At 70.0% G+C, this 22,614-nt stretch carries 18 protein-coding genes; 16 read left to right on the forward strand and 2 right to left on the reverse strand.

Annotated elements, in window-relative coordinates:
• Positions 1-653 precede the first annotated feature (653 nt).
• The 5 genes from ACIQTP_RS00330 to ACIQTP_RS00350 all read left to right on the forward strand — a co-directional run bounded on the left by ACIQTP_RS00330 (position 654) and on the right by ACIQTP_RS00350 (position 8,474).
• Complete coding sequence (locus ACIQTP_RS00330; RefSeq protein ID WP_403394848.1) at positions 654-2,090, forward strand: hypothetical protein; 1,437 nt, start codon at positions 654-656, stop codon at positions 2,088-2,090.
• Positions 2,090-4,300: a glycosyltransferase gene (locus ACIQTP_RS00335; protein WP_403394850.1), complete on the forward strand. Its 2,211-nt coding sequence runs from the start codon at positions 2,090-2,092 to the stop codon at positions 4,298-4,300. The genes ACIQTP_RS00330 and ACIQTP_RS00335 overlap by 1 nt, the downstream gene beginning before the upstream one ends.
• Complete coding sequence (locus ACIQTP_RS00340) at positions 4,297-5,637, forward strand: acyltransferase (protein WP_403394852.1); 1,341 nt, start codon at positions 4,297-4,299, stop codon at positions 5,635-5,637. The genes ACIQTP_RS00335 and ACIQTP_RS00340 overlap by 4 nt, the downstream gene beginning before the upstream one ends.
• Before the next feature lie 195 nt (positions 5,638-5,832).
• Positions 5,833-7,212 (forward strand): nitrate/nitrite transporter, encoded by a 1,380-nt coding sequence (locus tag ACIQTP_RS00345; RefSeq protein ID WP_403394854.1) that lies wholly within the window; start codon positions 5,833-5,835, stop codon positions 7,210-7,212.
• Between the two features lie 101 nt (positions 7,213-7,313).
• Positions 7,314-8,474, forward strand: coding sequence for a uroporphyrinogen-III synthase (locus ACIQTP_RS00350; RefSeq protein ID WP_403394856.1), 1,161 nt, complete (start codon positions 7,314-7,316; stop codon positions 8,472-8,474).
• Here the strand turns inward: ACIQTP_RS00350 and ACIQTP_RS00355 are convergent.
• A complete protein-coding gene (locus ACIQTP_RS00355) occupies positions 8,423-8,977 on the reverse strand; it encodes a DUF1772 domain-containing protein (RefSeq protein WP_403394858.1) in 555 nt (184 codons plus the stop codon). The genes ACIQTP_RS00350 and ACIQTP_RS00355 overlap by 52 nt on opposite strands.
• 189 nt (positions 8,978-9,166) lie before the next feature.
• Here ACIQTP_RS00355 and ACIQTP_RS00360 point away from each other — a divergent pair, with 189 nt between their 5' ends.
• The 6 genes from ACIQTP_RS00360 (at position 9,167) to ACIQTP_RS00385 (ending at position 16,509) form a co-directional block, all read left to right on the forward strand.
• Complete coding sequence (locus ACIQTP_RS00360; protein WP_403394860.1) at positions 9,167-9,754, forward strand: CGNR zinc finger domain-containing protein; 588 nt, start codon at positions 9,167-9,169, stop codon at positions 9,752-9,754.
• A 313-nt stretch (positions 9,755-10,067) separates the two neighbouring features.
• A complete protein-coding gene (locus ACIQTP_RS00365) occupies positions 10,068-10,604 on the forward strand; it encodes a sigma-70 family RNA polymerase sigma factor (protein ID WP_054229655.1) in 537 nt (178 codons plus the stop codon).
• A 38-nt stretch (positions 10,605-10,642) separates the two neighbouring features.
• Positions 10,643-11,431: an anti-sigma factor family protein gene (locus ACIQTP_RS00370; RefSeq protein ID WP_403394862.1), complete on the forward strand. Its 789-nt coding sequence runs from the start codon at positions 10,643-10,645 to the stop codon at positions 11,429-11,431.
• 83 nt (positions 11,432-11,514) lie between these two features.
• Positions 11,515-13,941, forward strand: a complete 2,427-nt coding sequence (locus ACIQTP_RS00375; RefSeq protein WP_403394864.1) for a HelD family protein — start codon at positions 11,515-11,517, stop codon at positions 13,939-13,941.
• A 423-nt stretch (positions 13,942-14,364) separates the two neighbouring features.
• A complete protein-coding gene (locus ACIQTP_RS00380; RefSeq protein WP_402040920.1) occupies positions 14,365-15,786 on the forward strand; it encodes an NAD-dependent malic enzyme in 1,422 nt (473 codons plus the stop codon).
• Between the two features lie 441 nt (positions 15,787-16,227).
• Positions 16,228-16,509, forward strand: coding sequence for an HU family DNA-binding protein (locus ACIQTP_RS00385; RefSeq protein WP_007382399.1), 282 nt, complete (start codon positions 16,228-16,230; stop codon positions 16,507-16,509).
• Positions 16,510-16,703: 194 nt separating this feature from the next.
• Here ACIQTP_RS00385 and murA read toward each other — a convergent pair whose 3' ends face one another.
• Positions 16,704-18,050: a UDP-N-acetylglucosamine 1-carboxyvinyltransferase gene (gene murA, locus ACIQTP_RS00390; protein WP_101404898.1), complete on the reverse strand. Its 1,347-nt coding sequence runs from the start codon at positions 18,048-18,050 to the stop codon at positions 16,704-16,706.
• 280 nt (positions 18,051-18,330) lie between these two features.
• Between murA and ACIQTP_RS00395 the strand changes: the two genes are divergently transcribed.
• From ACIQTP_RS00395 to ACIQTP_RS00415, 5 genes are all read left to right on the forward strand, one after another.
• Positions 18,331-18,906, forward strand: coding sequence for a YqgE/AlgH family protein (locus tag ACIQTP_RS00395; RefSeq protein ID WP_054229660.1), 576 nt, complete (start codon positions 18,331-18,333; stop codon positions 18,904-18,906).
• 30 nt (positions 18,907-18,936) lie between these two features.
• Positions 18,937-19,233 carry a DUF3039 domain-containing protein gene (locus ACIQTP_RS00400; RefSeq protein ID WP_075029065.1) on the forward strand — a complete coding sequence of 99 codons (297 nt, stop codon included), beginning with the start codon at positions 18,937-18,939 and terminating at the stop codon, positions 19,231-19,233.
• A gap of 251 nt (positions 19,234-19,484) precedes the next feature.
• Positions 19,485-20,804, forward strand: coding sequence for an extracellular solute-binding protein (locus ACIQTP_RS00405; RefSeq protein WP_403394867.1), 1,320 nt, complete (start codon positions 19,485-19,487; stop codon positions 20,802-20,804).
• A 4-nt stretch (positions 20,805-20,808) separates the two neighbouring features.
• On the forward strand, positions 20,809-21,753 hold the full coding sequence (locus tag ACIQTP_RS00410) for a carbohydrate ABC transporter permease (RefSeq protein WP_403394869.1): 945 nt from the start codon (positions 20,809-20,811) through the stop codon (positions 21,751-21,753).
• 2 nt (positions 21,754-21,755) lie between these two features.
• Complete coding sequence (locus tag ACIQTP_RS00415) at positions 21,756-22,613, forward strand: carbohydrate ABC transporter permease (protein ID WP_403396034.1); 858 nt, start codon at positions 21,756-21,758, stop codon at positions 22,611-22,613.
• Position 22,614 lies beyond the last annotated feature (1 nt).

Genomic DNA, 22,614 nt, shown 5'->3' on the forward strand with positions numbered 1-22,614 from the left:
TCTTCCGCATGCGCTACATTCATGGTCCGGGTGCAGTGTGGTAAAGGGGGGCGCTCGGGGCGGGTGGGGGCTCGTTCCGGACGACATATACGTAATGCCCGGAGTCGTGCGCGCACCCGAAATCTGTCCCTGGGGGGATGTGCGTGCACGTGGATAAGTGGCGGAAAGACGCCCAACCTGATCACCAAGATGTCGATCAGGCGCAGGGGCGTGGGGCCGGGGAGCCGGCTGCGCCGACGGGGTCCGGAGAGTCGGTGGTGTGGCCCGAGGCCGCCCGTGCGACCTCGACGTGGCCGCAGATCGCGGGCGGCGCCACCGTGGGGCTCGCCGCGGAAGCGGAATCTGACACCGATGTCGAACGCGGTGTCGAAAGAGAGCCTGGAGCTGGCATGGAAGGCCGATCGGGCGCCGATACGAGAACTGGGGCGGAACGAGGAGCGGGCGCGGAGGGTGCGTTCGGCGCGGGCGGGTTGCCGGGTGCGGGCCGTTCATCCGGCTCCGGGGATATATCCGGTATGAGCCGTTCATCCGGTCCTGAAGGTCTGTCCGGTGCGGGTTGTTCGTCCGGTTCTGAAGGTCTGTCCGGTGCGGGCCGTTCATCCGGTGTCGGTCGTCGGTCGGGCGTTGAACAACGCTTCGGTATGGACCGTCGGGTGAGCGCGGACGACGACGCGGGCGCCGACCGCCTCGGCGCGGAGCGTCACGACGACGCGAACCATGAAGAAGAGGCCGACCTGCGGGCCGGGGCGGGCCGTCGTGCCGGGGTTTCCGGCGGGGCGCTCGGATCGGACGGCCTTGCCGGGGTGCCCAAGCAGCCCGCCGGACCCGACTCCGGCGCCGTGCCCAAGCAGCCCGCCGGGCCGCGCGACCGCAGCGCACCGGATCAACTCGCCGGGGTACCCGACCAGCCCGCCGGACCCGACTCCGGTGCCGTGCCCAAGCAGCCCGCCGGGCCGCGCGACCGCAGCGCACCGGATCAACTCGCCGGGGTACCCGACCAGCCCGCCGGTCCGCGTGACCGCGCCGGAGCCGGTCGCCGCGTCGGCGAGGACGATCGGCCGGCCACGGGTGGCTGGCCGGATGCGCGCAGGCGACCCGACATCCTCGGCCGACCCGACACCCTCGGCCGATCCGGCACGCCCAGCCGATCCGGCACGCCCGGCCGATCCGACACGCCCGGCCGACCCGAGAGGGGTGGCTGGCCGGTCGCGGACCGCAGGCCGGACACGCTCGGCGGGTTCGCGGGGGAAGGCCGGCCGTCCGTGGGCCGTGGTGCCGACACGCCTGGCGGGCCCGCAGCCACGCCCTGGGAGCGGCCCGGTGAGCCGGGACACACCCACGATCCGCACGAGGTGACGGTCCAACTCGACGGAGTCGGACGGCGGAAGACGGAGGACTGGCTGGTCCAGCAGGCCAAGGACGCCCCGGGCGCCCAGGACGGCTCGGACGGCCCGGTGTTCGTCGACGAGTCCGGCCGCCGCAGCCGCAGATTCCGCCGGCTCGGCATCCTCGTCGGCATCGCCTGCGCGGTGTACGCCGTCGTCATCGTCGCCACGCTCCTGTCCGGCAACTCCAACGCGCCCTGGTTGCCGGTGCCCGGCCAGCAGGACGACACGCCGGCCGGGAAGGTCGAGACCTCGCCGCTGCCCACCGACTCGGTGTCGCCGTCCGGTTCGAGCAGCGCCGCGCCCGGCGCGAGCGCCTCGGTGAGCGACGGTACGGCCCCGGCACCGGGCGTCAGCCCGACACCGGGCGCCTCCGCGAGCGCCTCCGACCCGGGCACGTCCGCGGACCCGAAGCCCTCGACGTCCGTCACCACCAGGCCGAAGCCGAGCACCAGCACCACCAAGGACCCCATCACGCCGCCGTCCGTCCCGGTGTCCGACTTGCCCGACCCCAGCCCCTCGGAGGACGGCGCCGCCTCGCCGAGCCCCTCGGAGAGCACGGTCGGCGCCGGCGGCACCGGCACGGTCGCCGACAGCCCCGTAGAACCGGGCCCCATCGCGTCCGAGCCCGGCATCACCAGCTCCTCGTCCCCGGAGAACCCGGTGAGCCCGGCGACCCCGCACAACTTGGAGAACATCCTCTGATGGCATCCCGCACCCACGCGCACGGGCCCGCTCCCCGTGCGCGGCGTCCGGCACCCGATGTCCGGCGCCGACGGCTGCCCATGCGCTGGCTGCTGCCCTCGCTGCTCCTCGTCGCCATGCTGGCGATGCTGATGCTGCGCGGCTATGTGCACAGCGAGATCCTCGCCGACCACCGCATCCAGCCCGAGGCCGCCACCGACAAGGTGCCGGACAAGATCCTCGACGGCGGCCCGGTCATCGACACCCGCGGTGGCCGCACGAACAGCCTGAACATCCCCGACCACCGGCTCGTCCTCACCTTCGACGACGGCCCGGACCCCACCTGGACACCCAAGGTCCTCGACGTTCTGAAGAAGCACCACGCCCACGCCGTCTTCTTCGTCACCGGCACCATGACCTCGCGCTATCCGGAGCTGGTGAAGCGCATCGTCGAGGAGGGCCACGAGGTCGGCCTGCACACCTTCAACCACCCCGACCTCTCCTTCCAGTCCACGAAGCGCATCGACTGGGAGCTCTCCCAGAACCAGCTGGCGCTGGCCGGCGCGGCGGGCATCCGTACCTCCCTCTTCCGGCCCCCGTACTCGTCCTTCGCGGACGCCATGGACAACAAGTCCTGGCCGGTGACGGAGTACATCGGCACGCGCGGTTACATCACCGTGGTCAACAACACCGACAGCGAGGACTGGCAGAAGCCGGGCGTCGACCGGATCATCCGCAACGCCACCCCCAAGAGCGGCAAGGGCGCGATCGTCCTGATGCACGACTCCGGCGGCGACCGCCACCAGACCGTGCAGGCGCTGGACAAGTTCCTGCCGGAGCTTCAGGAGCGCGGGTACCGGTTCCAGAACCTCACCGAGGCCCTCGACGCACCCAGCGCGCACACCCAGGTCACCGGCCTCGAACTGTGGAAGGGCAAGGCCTGGATCTACCTGGTGCGGGCCTCCGACGCCGTCACCGACGTCCTGGTCGTCGGCATCGCGATCATCGGCGTGCTCGTCTTCACCCGCTTCGGCATGATGCTCCTGCTCTCCGCCCTGCACGCCCGCCGGGTGCGGCGCAAGGACTTCCGCTGGGGTCCGGCGCCGGTCACCGAACCGGTGTCGGTGCTCGTGCCGGCGTACAACGAGGCCAAGTGCATCGAGAACACGGTCCGTTCCCTGATGGCGAGCGAACACCCCATCGAAGTGCTCGTCGTCGACGACGGTTCGAGCGACGGCACGGCGCGGATCGTCGAGGACCTGCTGCTGCCGAACGTCCGTGTCGTGCGCCAGCACAACGCGGGCAAGCCCGCGGCCCTCAACCGGGGCCTGGCCAACGCCCGTCACGACATCGTCGTGATGATGGACGGCGACACGGTCTTCGAACCGGCCACCGTCCGCGAACTCGTCCAGCCCTTCGCCGACCCGAGCGTCGGCGCGGTCGCGGGCAACGCGAAGGTCGGCAACCGCGACTCCCTCATCGGGGCCTGGCAGCACATCGAGTACGTGATGGGCTTCAACCTCGACCGCCGGATGTACGACATCCTCGGCTGCATGCCGACCATCCCCGGCGCGGTCGGCGCCTTCCGCCGCTCCGCGCTGGAGAGGGCCGGCGGCATGAGCGACGACACGCTCGCCGAGGACACCGACATCACGATGGCCCTGCACCGCGACGGCTGGCGGGTCGTCTACGCGGAGAAGGCACGCGCGTGGACGGAGGCGCCGGAGTCCGTCCAGCAGCTCTGGTCGCAGCGCTACCGCTGGTCGTACGGCACGATGCAGGCGATCTGGAAGCACCGCAGAGCGCTCGTCGAACGGGGCCCGTCGGGCCGCTTCGGCCGGGTGGGCCTGCCGCTGGTCTCGCTGTTCATGGTCCTGGCCCCGCTGCTGGCCCCGCTGATCGACGTCTTCCTGCTGTACGGGCTCGTCTTCGGCCCGACGCAGAAGACGGTCCTCGCGTGGCTGGGCGTCCTCGCCATCCAGGCCGCCTGCGCGGCGTACGCCTTCCGGCTGGACCGTGAGCGCATGAGGTATCTCATCTCACTCCCGCTCCAGCAGATCCTCTACAGGCAGTTGATGTACATGGTCCTCCTCCAGTCCTGGATCACGGCGCTCACCGGAGGCCGGCTGCGCTGGCAGAAGCTGCGGCGCACGGGCGTCGTGGAGGCACCGGGATCGATCCCGCGGCAGCGGGCGGCACAGAGCGGGAACGATCGGAGGCCGGTCGCGTGACCACGCACGAGTACACGGCGGGTGCGACGCCGCCTCTGGGATCGGCCCGGGTCCACCCCGGACCGACACCGTCGCCGGTATCCGCGCCGACAACCGCGCCGGGATCAGCCGCGGATTCGGCCCCGCGGTCCGCTTCCGCGCCCAAGAAGCCCGGCCGCGACCGCTACCTGGACCTGCTGCGCTCGATCGCCCTGGTCCGTGTGGTCGTCTACCACCTCTTCGGCTGGGCATGGCTGACGGTCGTCTTCCCCTCCATGGGCGTGATGTTCGCGCTGGCGGGCTCGCTGATGGCCCGCTCGCTCAGCCGCCCGCCCCTCGGTGTGATCCGCGGCCGCGTCCGCCGCCTCCTGCCGCCCCTGTGGGCGTTCAGCGCGGTGGCCCTCGCGCTGATGTTCGCGGGTGGCTGGAACGTGGTGAAGGACCCCGACAACGGCGGCACCTGGGGCCTCGTCAAGCTGATCGACTACGTCATTCCGTTCGGCGCCCCGCCCTTCCCCTGGCACGTCGGCTCCAAGTCCGGCCTGCTGGAGGACACCTGGGCGGTCCAGGCGGCCGGCCCGCTCTGGTACCTGCGCGCCTATCTGTGGTTCGTGATCGCCTCGCCCCTGCTGCTGTGGGCCTTCCGCAGGGTCCCCTGGGCGACGCTGCTGGCCCCCCTCGCCCTGACGGCGGTCCTCGGCACCGGCCTGGTCACCATCCCCGGCGAGACGGGCAACGCGATCTCCGACTTCACGGTCTACGGCGGCTGCTGGGTCCTGGGCTTCGCCCACCACGAGGGCGTCCTGCAACGCGTCCCCCGCTATCTGGCGATCTCCTGCTCGGCCCTGCTCATGGCCTTCGGCCTGTGGTGGGCCTCGGGACACCTGGGCCCCGACGGCTGGGACCTGAACGACATCCCGCTCGCCCAGGCGGCCTGGTCCTTCGGCTTCGTCGTCATCCTGCTCCAGTACTCGCCGTCCTGGCAGGAGCTTCCCGGCCGGCTGGCCCGCTGGGACAAGCTGATCACGCTGTCCAACAACCGGGCCGTCACGATCTACCTCTGGCACAACATGCTGATCATGGCCACGGTCCCGATCATCGACCAGGCCTACAACCTCCCGTTCATGCAGAGCGACAGCGCGGTGGCCGCGCTCGACTCCTCGTACATGGTGTGGATGTTCCTCCTGGTCTGGCCCCTCATCGGCCTGACGATCCTGGCCTTCGGCTGGATCGAGGACATCGCCGCCAAGCGCAGCCCGAGGCTGTGGCCCAACGGCGCGAAGAGTGTGAAGACCGCGAAGAGCGCGAAGAGCGCGAAGAGGAAGAAGGGCGCCTCGCGGGGGAACCACCGGGTCTAGACGCAGGCAGGGGGCGACGGCACCCCGGACGTCCCCACCCGGACGTCCTCACCGTCGCCCCCTCCCCCTCGTGAGAGCAACGTTCCTTTCCGGTCACTCACAGCCACAGCCTCGAAACGCGTCCTCCCTACCTTCGGGACTCAGTCAGTCGTTGTACGACACCTGGGCACCGCACCGGAGAACCGTGGAGGCGTCATGACAGCCCCTAGTACAGCCCCCGCACCGAGCAGGGAAGGCCGCTGGATCCAGGAGTGGGATCCGGAGGACGAGACCTTCTGGAAGGAGACGGGTGAGAAGGTCGCCCGGCGGAATCTGCTCTTCTCCGTGCTCTGCGAGCACATCGGGTTCTCGATCTGGACCCTGTGGTCGGTGATGGTGCTCTTCATGGGCCCCGAGTACGGGCTCACCCCGGCCGACAAGTTCATGCTCACCTCGATGGTGACGCTGGTCGGAGCCGTGGTGCGGGTGCCGTACACCTTCGCGGTGGCGATCTTCGGCGGCCGGAACTGGACCGTCGTCTCGGCGAGCCTGCTGCTCGTCCCGAGCGTCGCCGCGTTCGCGGTGATGAAGCCGGGGACCTCCTTCGACACCTTCCTGCTGGTGGGGCTGCTCGCCGGCATCGGCGGCGGCAACTTCGCCTCCAGCATGACCAACATCAACGCCTTCTTCCCGCTGAAGAAGAAGGGCTGGGCGCTCGGTCTCAACGCGGGCGGGGGAAACATCGGCGTGCCCGTCATCCAGCTCGTGGCGCTCGCGATCATCGGCGCGAGCGGGGGGCCGAGGGTCCTGCTGGGGATCTACATTCCGCTGATCGTCGTCGCCGCCGTGCTCGCCGCCGTCTACATGGACAACATCGCGTCGGTGAAGAACGACACCGGCGCCGCCGGGGACGCCGCGAAGGACGCCCACACCTGGATCATGTCCTTCCTCTACATCGGCACCTTCGGGTCGTTCATCGGCTACAGCTTCGCCTTCGGGCAGGTGCTCCAGAACCAGTTCGGCCGCACTCCGCTGCAGGCGGCCTACGTCACCTTCATCGGCCCGCTGCTCGGCTCGCTGATCCGGCCCGTGGGCGGCCGGCTCGCCGACCGCTACGGCGGCGCGCGCATCACGCTGTGGAACTTCGTCGCCATGGCCGGCGCGTCCGGTGTCATCGTCGTCGCCTCCACCCAGAAGTCGCTTCCCCTGTTCACGATCGCGTTCATCGCGCTGTTCGTGCTCACCGGGCTCGGCAACGGCTCGACGTACAAGATGATCCCGGGCATCTTCCAGGCCAAGGCCGCCGCGAAGGGCCTGGCAGGGGAGGAGGCGGCCTCCTACGGGCGGCGGCTGTCCGGGGCCTCCATGGGCCTCATCGGCGCGGTGGGCGCACTCGGCGGCGTCGGCATCAACCTCGCCTTCCGGCAGTCCTTCCTGTCCTACGGCTCCGGCACCGGCGCCTTCGTGGCCTTCCTCGCCTTCTACGCGGTGTGCTTCCTGGTGACTTGGGCCGTATACCTTCGCGGCCCCGCCACCCAGACCCGTACGGCCACTGCCGCAGAGGCGAAGCCGCAGCTCAGCCATGTCGACGTCTGACGTAACACGGGTGACATCAAGGGGTACCGAGCCTGTCACGGGGCGTTGACAGGCTCGGTCGGCCGTGACCGCACGTAGATCCCCAGCGTGAGACGAGAGCCATGGACGACGAACAGCAGCGACCGGCCGGCCAGGACCGCGGCTCCCTCGCGGGGTTCACCGTGGGCGTGACGGCCGCGCGTCGGGCCGACGAACTCGGGGCTTTGCTCCAGCGACGCGGCGCCGCCGTCCAGCACGCGCCCGCCCTGCGCATCGTGCCGCTCGCCGACGACAGCGAACTCCTCGCCGCCACCAAGGAGCTGATCGACCAGGCGCCCGACATCGTGGTCGCCACCACGGCGATCGGCTTCCGCGGCTGGGTCGAGGCCGCCGACGGGTGGGGCCTCGGCGAGGCCCTGCTCGGCCGGCTGCGCGGGGTCGAACTGCTCGCGCGCGGCCCCAAGGTCAAGGGCGCCATACGGGCCCAGGGACTGACCGAGGAGTGGTCGCCCTCCTCCGAGTCCATGGCCGAGGTGCTCGACCGGCTCCTGGAGGAGGGTGTCGAGGGCCGCCGTATCGCCGTACAGCTGCACGGCGAGCCGCTGCCCGGGTTCGTGGAGTCGCTGCGGGCCGCCGGAGCCGAGGTCGTGGGGGTCCCCGTCTACCGGTGGATGCCGCCGGAGGACATCGGGCCCGTCGACCGGCTCCTCGACGCCACCGTCACCCGGGGCCTGGACGCGCTCACCTTCACCAGCGCGCCCGCCGCCGCCTCCCTGCTGTCCAGGGCCGAGGACCGCGGTCTGCTGTCCGAACTCCTCGCCGCCCTCCACCATGACGTCCTGCCCGCCTGCGTCGGCCCCGTCACCGCACTCCCTCTGCAGGCGCACGGCATCGACACCGTCCAGCCCGAGCGCTTCCGGCTCGGCCCCCTCGTCCAGCTGCTCTGCCAGGAACTCCCGGGCCGGGCCCGTACGTTGCCCATCGCCGGCCACCGGGTCGAGATCCGCGGCCACGCCGTGATGGTCGACGGGGCGCTGCGGCCCGTACCGCCCGCCGGGATGTCGCTGCTGCGGGCCCTGTCCCGCCGCCCCGGCTGGGTGGTCGCCCGGGCCGAGCTGCTGCGGGCGCTGCCGGGCGCCGGGCGGGACGAACACGCCGTCGAGACGGCCATGGCCCGGCTGCGTACGGCACTCGGCGCGCCCAAGCTCATCCAGACCGTCGTCAAGCGCGGCTACCGACTCGCGCTCGACCCCGCCGCCGACTCCAAGTACGCCGACGTGTGAGGCCGTCGGTACAGCAGCAGGGCGCGGGTGAGGCAGGCCAGCGCGAGCGTCGACAGCAGGGCCCGTACGACGTTCCAGGCGACCCAGGTGTCCTCGAACCTCCGGCGTACGGCGGCCGGGTCGGCGATCGTCGCGGGGTTACCGGCGTTTGCCAGGCGGTTGTTGAGCGGGATGTTCACGGCGAGCGTGAACAGGAAGGCCAGCGCGTACGCGGCGAGGGCGGCGAACACCCACCACCGGTGGGGGGACTTCCGCGACTGCCAGGCGGAGACCGCAGTGAGGACCAGTGCGCCCATGAAGCTCAGGAAGAACACCGGGTTCTGGATCACGTCGTTGATGTTCCGCATGACCTCGATGAAGACGCGGTCGTCACTGCGGGCCAGTGACGGCATGACGTCACAGGCGAAAATGTAGAAGACCCCGGCGATCAGGCCCATCGCGACCGTGGCCGCACCCAGGACACCTCCGGCGGTGATACGCCGCCCCGTGCTGTTCTCTGTCATGCCATCGAGTCAACCGGCGTGGTCCGGCCACGGACATGGCCGAGGCGCGCGGCCCCATAAGCGGACGTCCACCCCCTGAACACGCGCTGACCGGCACAGGTCTTCCGGTCGCGGGTGCAGCCATGCACTGTAGGGGGTACGACCCCCACCGACCCCTCACGGCGGTAACCCCAAGGCGGTGACAGGCACATGGCATCGGGCATGGCCACGGCCTCGTACGAGCTGAGGTTCGACTCCGGGCGGATCTGCCTGGACCTCCTGGCGACCACCCATCCCGAGGAACGGCTCGACTCGGTGGACCGGCTGCGCGCCTGGATCACCCGCTCCGGACTCGTCCCCGCGGGCACCCCACTCGCGGCGGCCGACATCTCCTGGATCGTGGGGTTTCGCGAACTACGCGGTCATGTCGCCCAGTTGGTCCGCGGTGAGCTGGACGCGCGGCCCGCCGACACCGCGCTCGCCCGCGTCAACGCCGTCGCTCTCGCCGCCCCGCCCGCCCCCTGGGCCGTACGCGCGGACGACGGCTCGCTGCGGCGCCGGCTGCACACCCCGCCCGGCGGCCCCGGGCTGCTCGCCGTCATCGCCCGCGACGCCCTCGAACTGCTCACCGACCCGATGGCGCGCGCGAGCCTCAGACAGTGCGAGGGGGACAACTGCCCGATCGTCTACCTCGACACCTCCCGGGGGCGGCGCCGACGGTGGTGTTCCAGCGAGGTGTGCGGAAACCGGGAGCGGGTGGCCCGGCACCGGCGCCGGGCGGCCCTCGCCCGCGCGTGAACCGTGTCTGACACGCGCGAACCGTGTCTGACACGCGTGATCCGTGTATGAAACGCGTCACAGCGTCCCGGTCTCGGCGAGTCGATCCGGAGCCCTCGCCTCACCCCTATGTGATGTGTCGATCGCCTGCAGTGATCAACAAACTTCCTTCACAACTCTTACAAGAAATATGTCCCACCTCTTTGAACATGCGCACGCCCAGGCACGTACTCCGGGACGAGCGACCGACTGGGGGATCCCCCGGACACCGGAGGTAGGCGTGCGCAAGGATTCCGCCGTGGCTGATGAACGAAGGTCAAGGGCCCGACATCGCATGAATCCGTCTGCGTCGGCTTCGTCGAACGAACCCGACGAGGAGCTGATGCGTGCGCTGTACCGGGAACACGCGGGTCCGTTGCTCGCGTATGTACTGCGGCTGGTCGCGGGGGATCGGCAGCGTGCCGAGGACGTGGTGCAGGAAACACTCATCCGTGCCTGGAAGAACGCCGGTCAGCTCAATCGGGCGACCGGTTCGGTACGACCCTGGCTGGTGACGGTCGCCCGGCGCATCGTCATCGACGGCCACCGCAGCCGGCAGGCCCGGCCGCAGGAGGTGGACCCGTCACCGCTGGAGGTCATCCCCGCGGAGGACGAGATCGACAAGGCGTTGTGGCTGATGACACTGTCGGACGCGCTGGACGACCTGACCCCTGCTCACAGGGAAGTTCTGGTCGAAACGTACTTCAAAGGGCGTACGGTCAATGAGGCGGCCGAGACGCTCGGCATACCCAGCGGCACCGTGCGCTCCCGGGTGTTCTACGCCCTGCGGTCGATGAAGCTGGCGCTGGAGGAGCGGGGGGTGACGGCATGAACGCATACGGGGGTTACGGAACAGGCGGTCCAGGAGCCATGCAGGGACCACGGGGACAACAGAACCCCGGTGACAACATCCACGAAACCGTCGGCGCCTACGCCCTCGGCATCCTCGACGATGCCGAAGCGACCGCCTTCGAGGCCCACCTCGCCACCTGCGAATGGTGCGGCCAGCAGCTCGACGAGCTCGCCGGGATGGAACCGATGCTCGCCGCGCTCGCGGATCTGCCCGCCTCACAGGGCACCCCCGCCATCGGCGAGTCGCTGTCCGCCCGCCCGAGCCCACGGCTCGCGGAACGGCTGGTCGACGAGGTGTCCGAGCGACGCGCGGTCAAGCGCAGGCGCGGCTTCTACCTGGTGGCGGCCGCGGCCGCGCTGATCATCGGCGGCCCGCTGACCGTGATGGCCGTCAACGGTGGCGGCAGCACCACCACCGCGTCTCCCGGCATGGCGATGGCCACCAGCCCGGCCAAGGCCGCCTTCGACGTCATGACGGACAAGAAGTCGGCCACGGACCCGAGCACCAAGGTCAACGCCGTCGTCGCGATCGAGAAGAAGGACTGGGGCACCCACGCCGTCCTCCAGCTCAAGAACGTCAAGGGCCCGCTGAAGTGCTCGCTGATCGCCGTCGGCAAGAACGGCGAGCGTGAGACGGTGACCTCCTGGGCGGTCCCGAACTGGGGCTACGGCATCGCGAACGCCAAGACGGAAGAGGGCAAGAACCCCCTCTACGTCCACGGTGGCGCGGCCTTCAAGCCGAACGAGATCGACCACTTCGAGGTCATGACCTTCGACGGGAAGCGGCTCGTCGAGGTGAACGTGTGAGCGATCTCAGGGCGCGCACGTAGCCTCACGGGGCCCCCTTCGCGTACGGTTGACGGCTGCCCAGCACGTCAGAAGGGGGCCCGGTGGCCGCTCAGGCTCAGCAGGAAACCGCGCTCGACCAGATCCACGATTCCGCACAGGACGATTCCGTACGGGATCGTGAGATCAGCGTCGAGCAGCAACATCTGGACCGGGTGTACCGGCGCCTCGAGGAGAAGATCCACGAGGCGGAGTTCCTGATGAACGACGCCGCCCAGCGCGGCCAGGTCGGTACACCGGGGGCGCTCGCGGAGCGCGACGCCCAGGTGTTCCGCGCGGGGATTCATCTGAATCGCCTGAACAACGAGTTCGAGGACTTCCTCTTCGGCCGGATCGACCTGTTGCTCGGGAAGGACGGCAAGAAGGGTCCGGACGGCGCCTACACGGCCGTCGAACCGGCCGAGGGTGTCGTACAGGTGGACGAGACCGGTCAGTACGCCTCCATCGCCGAGACGCTCCACATCGGCCGCATCGGGGTGCTGGACGCGGACTACGCGCCGCTGGTCATCGACTGGCGGGCGCCCGCCGCGGCCCCCTTCTACCGCTCGACACCGGTCGACCCGGGCCGCGTCGTACGCCGCCGGGTCATCCGCTCCAAGGGCCGCAAGGTCCTCGGCGTCGAGGACGACCTGATGCGTCCCGAGCTCAAGGCCACCCTCGACGGCCGGGAACTCCCGGTGATCGGCGACGGCGCCCTGATGGCCGCGCTCGGCCAGGCCCGCAGCCACACCATGCGCGACATCGTGGCGTCCATCCAGGCCGAACAGGACCTGGTGATCCGCGCCCCCGCCGCGTCGGTGACCTACGTGGAGGGCGGCCCCGGCACCGGCAAGACGGCCGTGGCCCTGCACCGGGCGGCCTACCTCCTCTACCAGGACCGCCGCCGGTACGCGGGCGGCATCCTGATCGTCTCCCCGACCCCGCTCCTGGTCGCCTACACCGAGGGCGTGCTGCCCTCCCTCGGCGAGGAGGGCCAGGTCGCCATCCGCGCCATCGGCTCCCTCGTCGACGGCGCGGAGGCCACCCTGTACGACTCCCCGGCCGTCGCCCGCGCCAAGGGCTCGTACAGGATGCTCAAGGTGCTGCGGAAGGCCGCCCGGGGCGCGCTGGAGGCGCCCGGCGGCAGCCCGGGCCGCCCCGCCGCCGACCGGGACCGGTCGGAGCAGCTCTCCTTCGGCGAGGAGGCCGCCCCGGCCCCCGCGGGTACCCCCACCCGACTGCGGGTCGTCGCCTTCGGGCGGCGCCTGGAGCTGGAGGCCGCCGAGCTCGACCGCATCAAGCACAACGCGCTGAGCGGGACCGCGCCGGTGAACCTGCTGCGCCCGCGCGCCCGCAAGCTGCTGCTGGACGCGCTGTGGGCGAAGTCCGGGGCCGGTACGCGGCACACGGACCCGGAGCTGGCCGCCGAGCTGCGGTCGTCCTTCGACGAGGACGTCGCCTCCGAGGACAGTTTCATCGACTTCCTGAACGCGTGGTGGCCGGAGCTGACCCCGCGGGGCGTCCTCGCCGCCATGGCCGACGAGCGGCGCCTCGGCCGCTGGGCGCGGCGGATCCTCAACCCAGGCGAGGTGCGCCGGGTCGCGCGCTCGCTCAAGCGGGACGGGCTGTCCGTCCACGACGTGGCGATCCTGGACGAGCTCCAGGCGATCCTGGGGATGCCCGTCCGGCCCCGCAGACGCCGCGAGCTGGACCCGCTGGACCAGCTCACCGGTCTCGAGGAGCTCATGCCCGTACGCGAGGAGTCGCAGCGTGAGCGGGCCGAGCGGCTGGCGCAGGAGCGCGTCGAGTACGCGCACGTCATCGTCGACGAGGCGCAGGACCTCACGCCCATGCAGTGGCGGATGGTGGGCAGACGCGGCCGGCAGGCCACCTGGACGGTCGTGGGCGACCCGGCGCAGTCCTCGTGGTCGGACCCCGACGAGGCCGCGGAGGCCCGTGACGAGGCCCTGGGGAGCCGTCTCCGGCGCCGCTTCACCCTCACCGTGAACTACCGCAACCCCGCCGAGATCGCCGAGCTGGCCGCCAAGGTCCTCGCCCTCGCCATGCCCGGCTCCGAGTCCCCCTCGGCCGTACGGTCCACCGGGGTCGAGCCGCGTTTCGTGGCGACGAGCAGCGCGGGCGCCGGCGTACGGGACTCGCTCGCGCACACCGTGCGCGCCGAGGCCGCGCGCCTGCTGGACCGCGTGGACGGCACGGTGGGCGTCGTGGTGGCCATGAACCGGCGCGAGGAGGCCGCCCGCTGGCTCGCAGGGCTCGGCGAACGGGTGGTGGCGCTCGGGAGCCTGGAGGCGAAGGGACTGGAGTACGACGCGACGGTGGTCGTCTCGCCGGCGGAGATCGCCGACGAGTCGCCCGCGGGGCTGCGGGTGCTGTACGTCGCCCTCACCCGGGCCACCCAGCAGCTGACGATCGTCTCCGGCGACCGCGACGAACCCGACGCGAACGGGGTGCCGGATCTGCTCCGGGACTGACGCCCCGCGGGGCCGGCGCCCCAGATGAACTCTCGGGGTGGGAATTGCCTTACGGGGATCGTTTGTTACCGTGGATGTGACACCGGCCCGATCCAAGCCCCCGGGCCCAACCTTCGTCGCTACGAGCGACCACTTGCCGCGAGGCGAGCATGGCGGGTCGGTGTCACTGAACGAGGAGAGGCTCACGTCACCTGACGTGAGCCTCTTTCATTGTCCGGCTTTCGTTGTCCGGCCGTTTCCTCTGAGGTCATGTCTTCTCGTATGGTGGAAGTTGTCTTCCGGAATCGCGCGCCTCACCTGCGAACAAAACGTTCGCAATCCGGGGCGGCTACCACGTACCGAAGGGTAGGTGCGACGATCGGACGGCATACCCGCGAGACAGCGCGACCCAGCAGTACACGGTGAAAGCAGAGGAAGTCGGCCATGGCAACGGCGCCCAGCGTCTCCTACTCGATTACGGTCCGGCTGGAGGTGCCCGCGAGCGGAACCGCGGTCTCCCAGATCACCACGGCCGTAGAGTCCCACGGAGGCTCGGTGACCGGCCTCGACGTGACCGCCTCAGGCCACGAGAAGCTCCGGATCGACGTCACCATCGCCGCGAGCTCCACGGCCCACGCCGACGAGATCGTCCAGCAGCTGCGCGGCATCGAGGGCGTCACGCTCGGCAAGGTCTCCGACCGTACGTTCCTCATGCACCTCGGCGGCAAGATCGAGATGCAGTCCAAGCACCCGATCCGCAACCGTGACGACCTCTCCATGATCTACACCCCGGGCGTGGCCCGCGTGTGCATGGCGATCGCCGAGAACCCCGAGGACGCCCGCCGCCTCACCATCAAACGCAACTCCGTTGCGGTCGTGACGGACGGCTCCGCCGTGCTGGGCCTCGGCAACATCGGCCCGATGGCCGCCCTCCCTGTCATGGAGGGCAAGGCGGCCCTCTTCAAGCGCTTCGCCGGCATCGACGCCTGGCCGATCTGCCTGGACACCCAGGACACCGACGCGATCGTCGAGATCGTCAAGGCGATCGCCCCCGGCTTCGCGGGCATCAACCTGGAGGACATCTCCGCGCCGCGCTGCTTCGAGATCGAGGCCCGGCTGCGCGAGGCCCTCGACATCCCCGTCTTCCACGACGACCAGCACGGCACCGCGATCGTCGTCCTCGCCGCCCTCACCAACGCCCTGCGCGTGGCGGGCAAGGCAATCGGGGACATCCGGGTCGTCATGTCCGGCGCGGGCGCGGCCGGTACGGCCATCCTGAAGCTGCTCATCGCCGCGGGCGTCAAGAACGCCGTCGTCGCCGACATCCACGGTGTCGTGCACGCGGACCGCGCTGACCTCGTCGACGCGGCCTCCGATTCGCCCCTGCGCTGGATCGCCGACAACACCAACCCCGAGGGCCTCACCGGCACGTTGAAGGAGGCCGTGCGCGGCGCCGACGTGTTCATCGGTGTCTCCGCCCCGAACGTGCTCGACGGCGACGACGTGGCCGCCATGGCCGAGGACGCCATCGTGTTCGCGCTCGCGAACCCCGACCCCGAGGTCGACCCGGCAATCGCCCGCCAGACCGCGGCAGTTGTCGCCACCGGCCGCTCCGACTTCCCCAACCAGATCAACAACGTGCTGGTCTTCCCGGGCGTCTTCCGCGGCCTCCTGGACGCCCAGTCCCGCACCGTCAACACCGAGATGATGCTGGCCGCCGCGGCCGCGCTCGCGGACGTGGTGACCGAGGATGAGCTGAACCCGAACTACATCATCCCCAGCGTCTTCAACGACAAGGTCGCGGGCGCGGTCGCCGGAGCGGTGCGCTCCGCGGCGAAGGCGGCGGGTGTGACAGCGGCGGAGTAGGGCACTCGACACCGGTGCGGGCGTCGCCGGGGGCTCGCCGCCCCCGGATCCGGCGGTGTGACTTGCTGTGACGATCGCCACGACCGCCGCGCGTCGGCGCGTCGCGGGATGCGGGGTCCCTGGCCGCCCTCTAGGGTTGCGGCCAGGCTCAGGCCTCCCAGGCCCTGCGGTCCGCTGCCGGGAGCGGACGGAGCGTCACCACACTGAGGCAGTGGCGCTTTTCGTGTGACTCCCAAGGGTGTTCGTGTGACTCCCAGGGGTGCCGGATTGGCTTTCCCGCCGCAGGTGGGGGCAGGATGCGTCTTCGGGCGCGAGGGTCTGGCTACGGACCCGGGTCCGGGGACCGACCGAGGGCCCTGGCAGCATCGGCTTCGCCGCATCCAACATGCGGCTCCGCCGCGTGGCACGCCTCAACGGCAAGAAGAACACGGGAGTAACAACATGAACCGCAGTGAGCTGGTGGCCGCGCTGGCCGACCGTGCCGAGGTGACCCGCAAGGACGCCGACGCCGTTCTGGCCGCGTTCGCCGAGACCGTCGGCGAGATCGTCGCCAAGGGCGACGAGAAGGTCACCATCCCCGGCTTCCTGACCTTCGAGCGCACCCACCGTGCCGCTCGCACCGCGCGCAACCCGCAGACCGGCGACCCGATCCAGATCCCGGCCGGCTACAGCGTGAAGGTCTCCGCGGGCAGCAAGCTCAAGGAAGCGGCCAAGGGCAAGTAAGCCGCGTCCGTGTGCCACGGGACGGCGCACGAACCGCAGTAACGCCAATGGGGCGGCCCCCTTGACCGGGGGGCCGCCCCATCGTCGTACACACGCCTGGAACTGTGGCCCGAGCGCCGGCCGCGCCCTCTGGGCGACAGCCAGCCACGTCAGCCGAGCGCCGGCCGTGCCGTGTTGTCCGAGCGCCGGCCGTGCTATCCGAGCGCCTTGCCCGGCAGTTCCACCTTGGCGCCCAGCTCCACGAGCTTCTCCATGAAGTTCTCGTAGCCGCGGTTGATCAGGTCGATGCCGTGGACGCGGGAGGTGCCCTGGGCCGCGAGCGCGGCGATCAGGTACGAGAAGCCGCCGCGGAGGTCGGGGATGACCAGGTCGGCGCCCTGGAGCTTGGTCGGGCCCGAAACGACGGCCGAGTGCAGGAAGTTGCGCTGGCCGAACCGGCACACCGAGCCGCCGAGGCACTCGCGGTAGAGCTGGATGTGCGCGCCCATCTGGTTCAGCGCGGAGGTGAAGCCGAGGCGGGACTCGTACACCGTCTCGTGGATGATCGACAGCCCCGTGGCCTGCGTCAGGGCGACCACCAGCGGCTGCTGCCAGTCGGTCTGGAAACCGGGGTGGACGTCCGTCTCCAGGGCGATGGACTTGAGCTGCGAGCCCGGGTGCCAGAAGCGGATGCCCTCGTCGTCGATCTCGAACGCGCCGCCCACCTTGCGGTAGGTGTTCAGGAACGTCATCATCGAGCGCTGCTGGGCGCCGCGGACGTAGATGTTGCCCTCGGTGGCCAGCGCCGCGGAAGCCCAGGAGGCGGCCTCCAGGCGGTCCGGGAGGGCCGCGTGGGTGTAGCCGCCGAGCGAGTCCACACCGGTGATGCGGATCGTCCGGTCGGTGTCCATGGCGATGATCGCGCCCATCTTCTGCAGTACGCAGATGAGGTCCTCGATCTCGGGCTCCACGGCCGCGTTGGACAGCTCGGTGACGCCTTCCGCGAGCACCGCCGTCAGCAGCACCTGCTCGGTCGCGCCGACGGACGGGTACGGCAGCTGGATCTTGGTGCCGCGCAGCCGCTGCGGGGCCTCCAGGTACTGGCCGTCCTCCCGCTTCTCGATCTTCGCGCCGAACTGCCGCAGCACCTCGAAGTGGAAGTCGATCGGCCGGCCGCCGATGTCGCAGCCGCCGAGTCCCGGGATGAACGCGTGCCCCAGACGGTGCAGCAGCGGGCCGCAGAAGAGGATCGGGATGCGCGACGAGCCCGCGTGGGCGTCGATGTCGGCGACGTTCGCGCTCTCCACGTGCGACGGGTCGAGGATCAGCTCGCCCGGCTCCTCACCCGGACGGACCGTCACGCCGTGCAGCTGCAGCAGCCCGCGCACGACGCGCACATCGCGAATGTCGGGGACATTGCGCAGTCGGCTCGGAGCGCTGCCCAGCAGGGCGGCGACCATGGCCTTCGGCACGAGGTTCTTCGCACCGCGGACACGGATCTCGCCCTCGAGCGGGGTTCCGCCGTGGACAAGCAGTACATCGTCAGAGCCGTTGACGGTCATGTATCTCGCGTTCCGATGAGTTGGGCAGGAGTATGCGTCGGCAGGCCGGTTGGGCGGGAGCCGAAGAGCAAGGGTAATCGCCGCCCACCCCCCTTAAGTAAGCCCAAGGACCACCCAGCAACGTCATAGCTTTGCCACAACACGAACCGTTCTGAATCGGGCACAGGGGGTCACCGGTGACGGTGTGCGCGGGGGGCGCTCCTCTGCGCCCTGAGCTGCATTCACTCGGGTACGGGTATTGGGTCCCCCTACGCGGGAAAGATGCGGGATCATGTCTGGCATGACCGAGGTGTCCTCGCTCACAGGGCGGCTGCTCGTGGCCACGCCCGCCCTGGCGGACCCGAACTTCGACCGCGCGGTGGTGCTGCTCCTCGACCACGACGAGGAGGGCTCGCTCGGTGTCGTCCTCAACCGGCCGACCCCGGTGGACGTCAGCGACATCCTGGAGGCCTGGGCCGACCTGGCCGGGGAACCCGGCGTCGTCTTCCAGGGCGGCCCGGTGTCGCTGGACTCGGCGCTGGGCGTCGCGGTGATCCCGGGCGGCGTCGCCTCCGGGGAGCGCGCGCCACTCGGCTGGCGGCGGGTGCACGGGGCGATCGGCCTCGTCGACCTGGAGGCCCCACCGGAACTCCTCGCCTCGGCCCTCGGCTCCCTGAGAATCTTCGCCGGGTACGCGGGCTGGGGCCCTGGCCAACTGGAGGACGAACTGACCGAGGGCGCCTGGTACGTGGTGGAATCCGAACCGGGAGACGTGTCCTCCCCGTCCCCGGAACGCCTCTGGCGCGAGGTCCTGCGCCGCCAGCGCAACGAACTCGCGATGGTGGCGACGTATCCGGACGACCCTTCACTCAACTGATGTCCGTGACCTTCAGTACCCTTGGCCTTTATGAGCACTCTTGAGCCTGAGACCCAGCCCCAGCGAGGCACTGGGACGGGGACCCTCGTAGAGCCGACGCCGCAGGTGTCGCACGGCGACGGGGACCACGAGCGCTTCGCCCACTATGTCCAGAAGGACAAGATCATGGCGAGCGCCCTCGACGGCACGCCCGTCGTGGCCCTCTGCGGCAAGGTGTGGGTCCCGGGCCGCGACCCGAAGAAGTACCCCGTGTGTCCCATGTGCAAGGAGATCTACGAGTCCATGGGCGCCGGCGGCGACAAGGGCAAGGGCGGCCAGGACAAGTAACGGGCCCCGCCGAGGACCGGCGGCCCGACGATCACAAGGCCCTCGGGGCGCGTTCCGGCGCGCCCCGAGGGCCTTTGCGTCGTGTGCGCCGGCGGCTTTGCGCCGGTGCCGTTGCACATGGTGCGCTCCGTGGTCACAGAGTGGTGGAGACCTCTTGTGGACATGTTCATGTAGTCCATAGCCTCCGGTGTGTTGTGCAGAGCGAAACCGTCATTGCGTATGTTGCAACGCCCCTCACCGGAGGATGCTCGATGAAGCTCTCTGTGAAGCTGCCCGTGAAGCTCCCCGCCCGAACGGCCGTCGCCCTCGCCGCCCTTGTCGTCGCCACCGCCTGCGCCCCCCAGACCTCCGACAACTCCTCCTCAGGAAAGGACGAGAAGACCGGCACGCTGCGGGTCTGGCTCTTCCAGGAGGTCAACAACGGGCCGAAGGAGAAGGTCGTCGACGCGGCCGTCAGCACCTTCAAGAAGGCGCACAAGGACACCAAGGTCACCATCGAGTACATCCCCGTGGAGACCCGCGCCCAGCGCATGAAGGCCGCCTTCAACGACCCGAAGAGCGCCCCCGACGTCATCGAGTACGGCAACACGGACACCGCCGGTTACGTCAAGGACGGCGGACTCGCCGACGTCACCGAGGAGTTCACCGGCTGGAGCGAGGCCAAGGACACCGACCCGACCGCCAAGCAGTCCGTGACGGTGGACGGGAGAATCTACGGCGCCCCTTTCTTCGTCGGCGTCCGCGCCCTTTACTACCGCACCGACATCCTCAAGGACCTCGGCCTCGAAGCCCCTAAGACCCAGGCCGAGTTGATCTCCACCGCCAAGAAGATCCGCGCGGCCGAGCCCGACCTCTACGGACTCGTGGTCGGCGGCGCGTACACGTACGGCGCGATGCCCTTCATCTGGTCCCAGGGCGGCGAGATCGCCCAGGGCAAGGGCGGCTCCTACGCCGCGACCATAGACAGCGCGGCCGCCCAGAAGGGCATCAAGACCTACACCTCGCTGTTCGGCGCCGACAACTGTCCCGCCGCCAAGTGCGCGGGCATGACCGGCAACGACACCGTCACCGCGTTCTCCTCCGGCAAGGCGGGCATGGCCATCGGCGGCGACTTCAGCCACGCCGCGATCGAGGCCGGGAAGATCAAGGGCAAGTACGCGGTCGTGCCGTTGCCCGGTGTGAAGCCGGGCTCGGTGGCCCCGGCGTTCGCGGGCGGCAACAACATCGGCGTCCTGAAGAGCACCTCGCACCGCACCCTCGCCGTCGGCCTGATGGAGCAGCTGGCGGGCAAGAAGACCCAGAGCGAGCTCTTCGACGCCATGGGGTTCCTGCCGACGTACACCGACGTACGGGACGAGGTCGCGAAGAAGCAGCCGTTCGTCGCGCCCTTCGTGAAGACCCTCGCCTCGGGCGCCAAGTTCGTGCCCGCCTCGGCCGCCTGGTCCCAGATCGACGCCTCGCTCGTCCTGCCGACGATGTTCCAGGAGGTCATCAGCGGCAAGAAGGACGTGCCGGCGGCCTCGAAGGACGCGGCGAAGAAGATGAACGACGCGTTCAGCTCCGTGGGGTGAGCGGATGAACACGCAAGAGGCCGTCGCCGAACCGGTCACGGTCCCGAAGGCCGTGGCCGGCGTCCCCGGCCGCCGGCGCGCCCGCTGGGCCCCCTGGCTCTACCTCGCCCCCGCCCTCGTCGTCCTCGGTGCCCTGCTCGTCTACCCCATCTACCAGCTCGGCCTGATCTCGCTCCTGAAGTACACCCAGGCACAGGTCAGCGGAGGTGAACCGACCGCCTTCGAAGGGTTCGGCAACTACACCACCCTCTTCGCCGACGACCAGTTCTGGCAGGTCCTGATCGCCACGCTGGTGTTCGCGGCGGCCTGCGTGCTCTGCACCCTGGCCTTCGGCTGCGCCCTCGCCGTGCTCCTCACCCGCGTACGGGCCCTGCCGAGGCTCGCGCTGATGCTGGCCGCGCTCGGCGCGTGGGCGACCCCGGCGGTCACCGGGTCCACGGTCTGGCTGTTCCTGTTCGACCCCGACTTCGGGCCCGTCAACCGGGTCCTCGGAATCGGCGACCACTCCTGGACGTACGGGCGCTACAGCGCCTTCGCGCTCGTCCTGCTCGAAGTGGTCTGGTGCTCCTTCCCGTTCGTGATGGTGACGGTCTACGCGGGGATCCGCGCCGTACCGTCCGAAGTGCTGGAGGCGGCCGCCCTGGACGGCGCCTCGCAGTGGCGGATCTGGCACTCGGTGCTCGCACCGCTGCTCCGCCCGATCCTGATGGTCGTCACCATCCAGTCGGTCATCTGGGACTTCAAGGTCTTCACGCAGATCTACGTGATGACGAACGGCGGCGGCATCGCCGGCCAGAACCTCGTGCTGAACGTGTACGCCTACCAGAAGGCCTTCGCCTCCTCGCAGTACGGCCTCGGCTCGGCGATCGGTGTGGTCATGCTGGTGATCCTGCTGGCGGTCACGCTGGTGTACCTGCGGCTGCTGCGCAGGCAGGGGGAGGAACTGTGAGCCTGATACCCGGCTTCGTACGGCGTCCCCGGCTTCCCCGGCGCCCCTGGCGGCTCGCCGCCGAGGCGTCCGCACTGCTGATCGCGGTGGTCGTCGCCTTCCCCCTCTACTGGATGGTGCTCGGCGCCTTCAAACCGGCCGGGGAGATCGAGTCCACCGAGCCCAGGCCGTGGACGCTTTCGCCCTCCCTGGATTCCTTCCGGCGCGTCTTCGGGCAGCAGGAATTCGGCCGCTACTTCGTCAACAGCCTTGTGGTCGCGGGGTCCGTGGTCGTCGTCTCGGCGCTGATCGCGTTTCTCGCCGCGACGGCGGTCACCCGATTCCGCTTCCGTTTCCGGACCACCCTGTTGATCATGTTCCTCGTCGCACAGATGGTGCCCGTCGAGGCGCTGACGATCCCCCTCTTCTTCCTGATGCGGGACTTCGGCCGGCTGAACACGCTGGCATCGCTGATCCTGCCGCACCTCGCCTTCTCGCTGCCGTTCGCGATCTGGATGCTCAGGGGTTTTGTGAAGGCCGTTCCCGAGGCGCTGGAGGAGGCCGCGTACATCGACGGGGCGAGCCGTACGCGATTCCTCTGGCAGATCCTTTTCCCGCTCGTCTTCCCGGGGCTGGTGGCCACGAGCGTCTTTTCCTTCATCTCGGCCTGGAACGACTTCCTGTTCGCCAAGTCCTTCATCATCAGCGACACCTCGCAGTCCACCCTGCCGATGGCCCTGCTCGTCTTCTACAAGCCCGACGAGCCGGACTGGGGCGGCGTGATGGCGGCGTCCACGGTGATGACGATTCCGGCGCTCATCTTCTTCGTACTCGTACAGCGACGCCTGGTCTCCGGCCTCGGCGGAGCGGTAAAGGACTGAC

Origin of the sequence: Streptomyces sp. NPDC090798, assembly GCF_044768965.1 — a bacterium.
Taxonomy (GTDB): Bacteria; Actinomycetota; Actinomycetes; order Streptomycetales; family Streptomycetaceae; genus Streptomyces.

Excerpts from the sequence above, each read along its gene's own strand:
- ACIQTP_RS00360 (WP_403394860.1), top strand. The coding sequence starts at position 9,167 with ATGGCATCGGGCATGGCCACGGCCTCGTACGAGCTGAGGTTCGACTCC.
- ACIQTP_RS00385 (WP_007382399.1), top strand. The coding sequence starts at position 16,228 with ATGAACCGCAGTGAGCTGGTGGCCGCGCTGGCCGACCGTGCCGAGGTG.
- ACIQTP_RS00350 (WP_403394856.1), top strand. The coding sequence starts at position 7,314 with ATGGACGACGAACAGCAGCGACCGGCCGGCCAGGACCGCGGCTCCCTC.
- ACIQTP_RS00355 (WP_403394858.1), bottom strand. The coding sequence starts at position 8,977 with ATGACAGAGAACAGCACGGGGCGGCGTATCACCGCCGGAGGTGTCCTG.
- ACIQTP_RS00405 (WP_403394867.1), top strand. The coding sequence starts at position 19,485 with ATGAAGCTCTCTGTGAAGCTGCCCGTGAAGCTCCCCGCCCGAACGGCC.
- ACIQTP_RS00370 (WP_403394862.1), top strand. The coding sequence starts at position 10,643 with ATGCAGGGACCACGGGGACAACAGAACCCCGGTGACAACATCCACGAA.
- murA (WP_101404898.1), bottom strand. The coding sequence starts at position 18,050 with ATGACCGTCAACGGCTCTGACGATGTACTGCTTGTCCACGGCGGAACC.
- ACIQTP_RS00410 (WP_403394869.1), top strand. The coding sequence starts at position 20,809 with ATGAACACGCAAGAGGCCGTCGCCGAACCGGTCACGGTCCCGAAGGCC.
- ACIQTP_RS00335 (WP_403394850.1), top strand. The coding sequence starts at position 2,090 with ATGGCATCCCGCACCCACGCGCACGGGCCCGCTCCCCGTGCGCGGCGT.
- ACIQTP_RS00400 (WP_075029065.1), top strand. The coding sequence starts at position 18,937 with ATGAGCACTCTTGAGCCTGAGACCCAGCCCCAGCGAGGCACTGGGACG.
- ACIQTP_RS00380 (WP_402040920.1), top strand. The coding sequence starts at position 14,365 with ATGGCAACGGCGCCCAGCGTCTCCTACTCGATTACGGTCCGGCTGGAG.
- ACIQTP_RS00395 (WP_054229660.1), top strand. The coding sequence starts at position 18,331 with ATGACCGAGGTGTCCTCGCTCACAGGGCGGCTGCTCGTGGCCACGCCC.
- ACIQTP_RS00345 (WP_403394854.1), top strand. The coding sequence starts at position 5,833 with ATGACAGCCCCTAGTACAGCCCCCGCACCGAGCAGGGAAGGCCGCTGG.
- ACIQTP_RS00365 (WP_054229655.1), top strand. The coding sequence starts at position 10,068 with ATGAATCCGTCTGCGTCGGCTTCGTCGAACGAACCCGACGAGGAGCTG.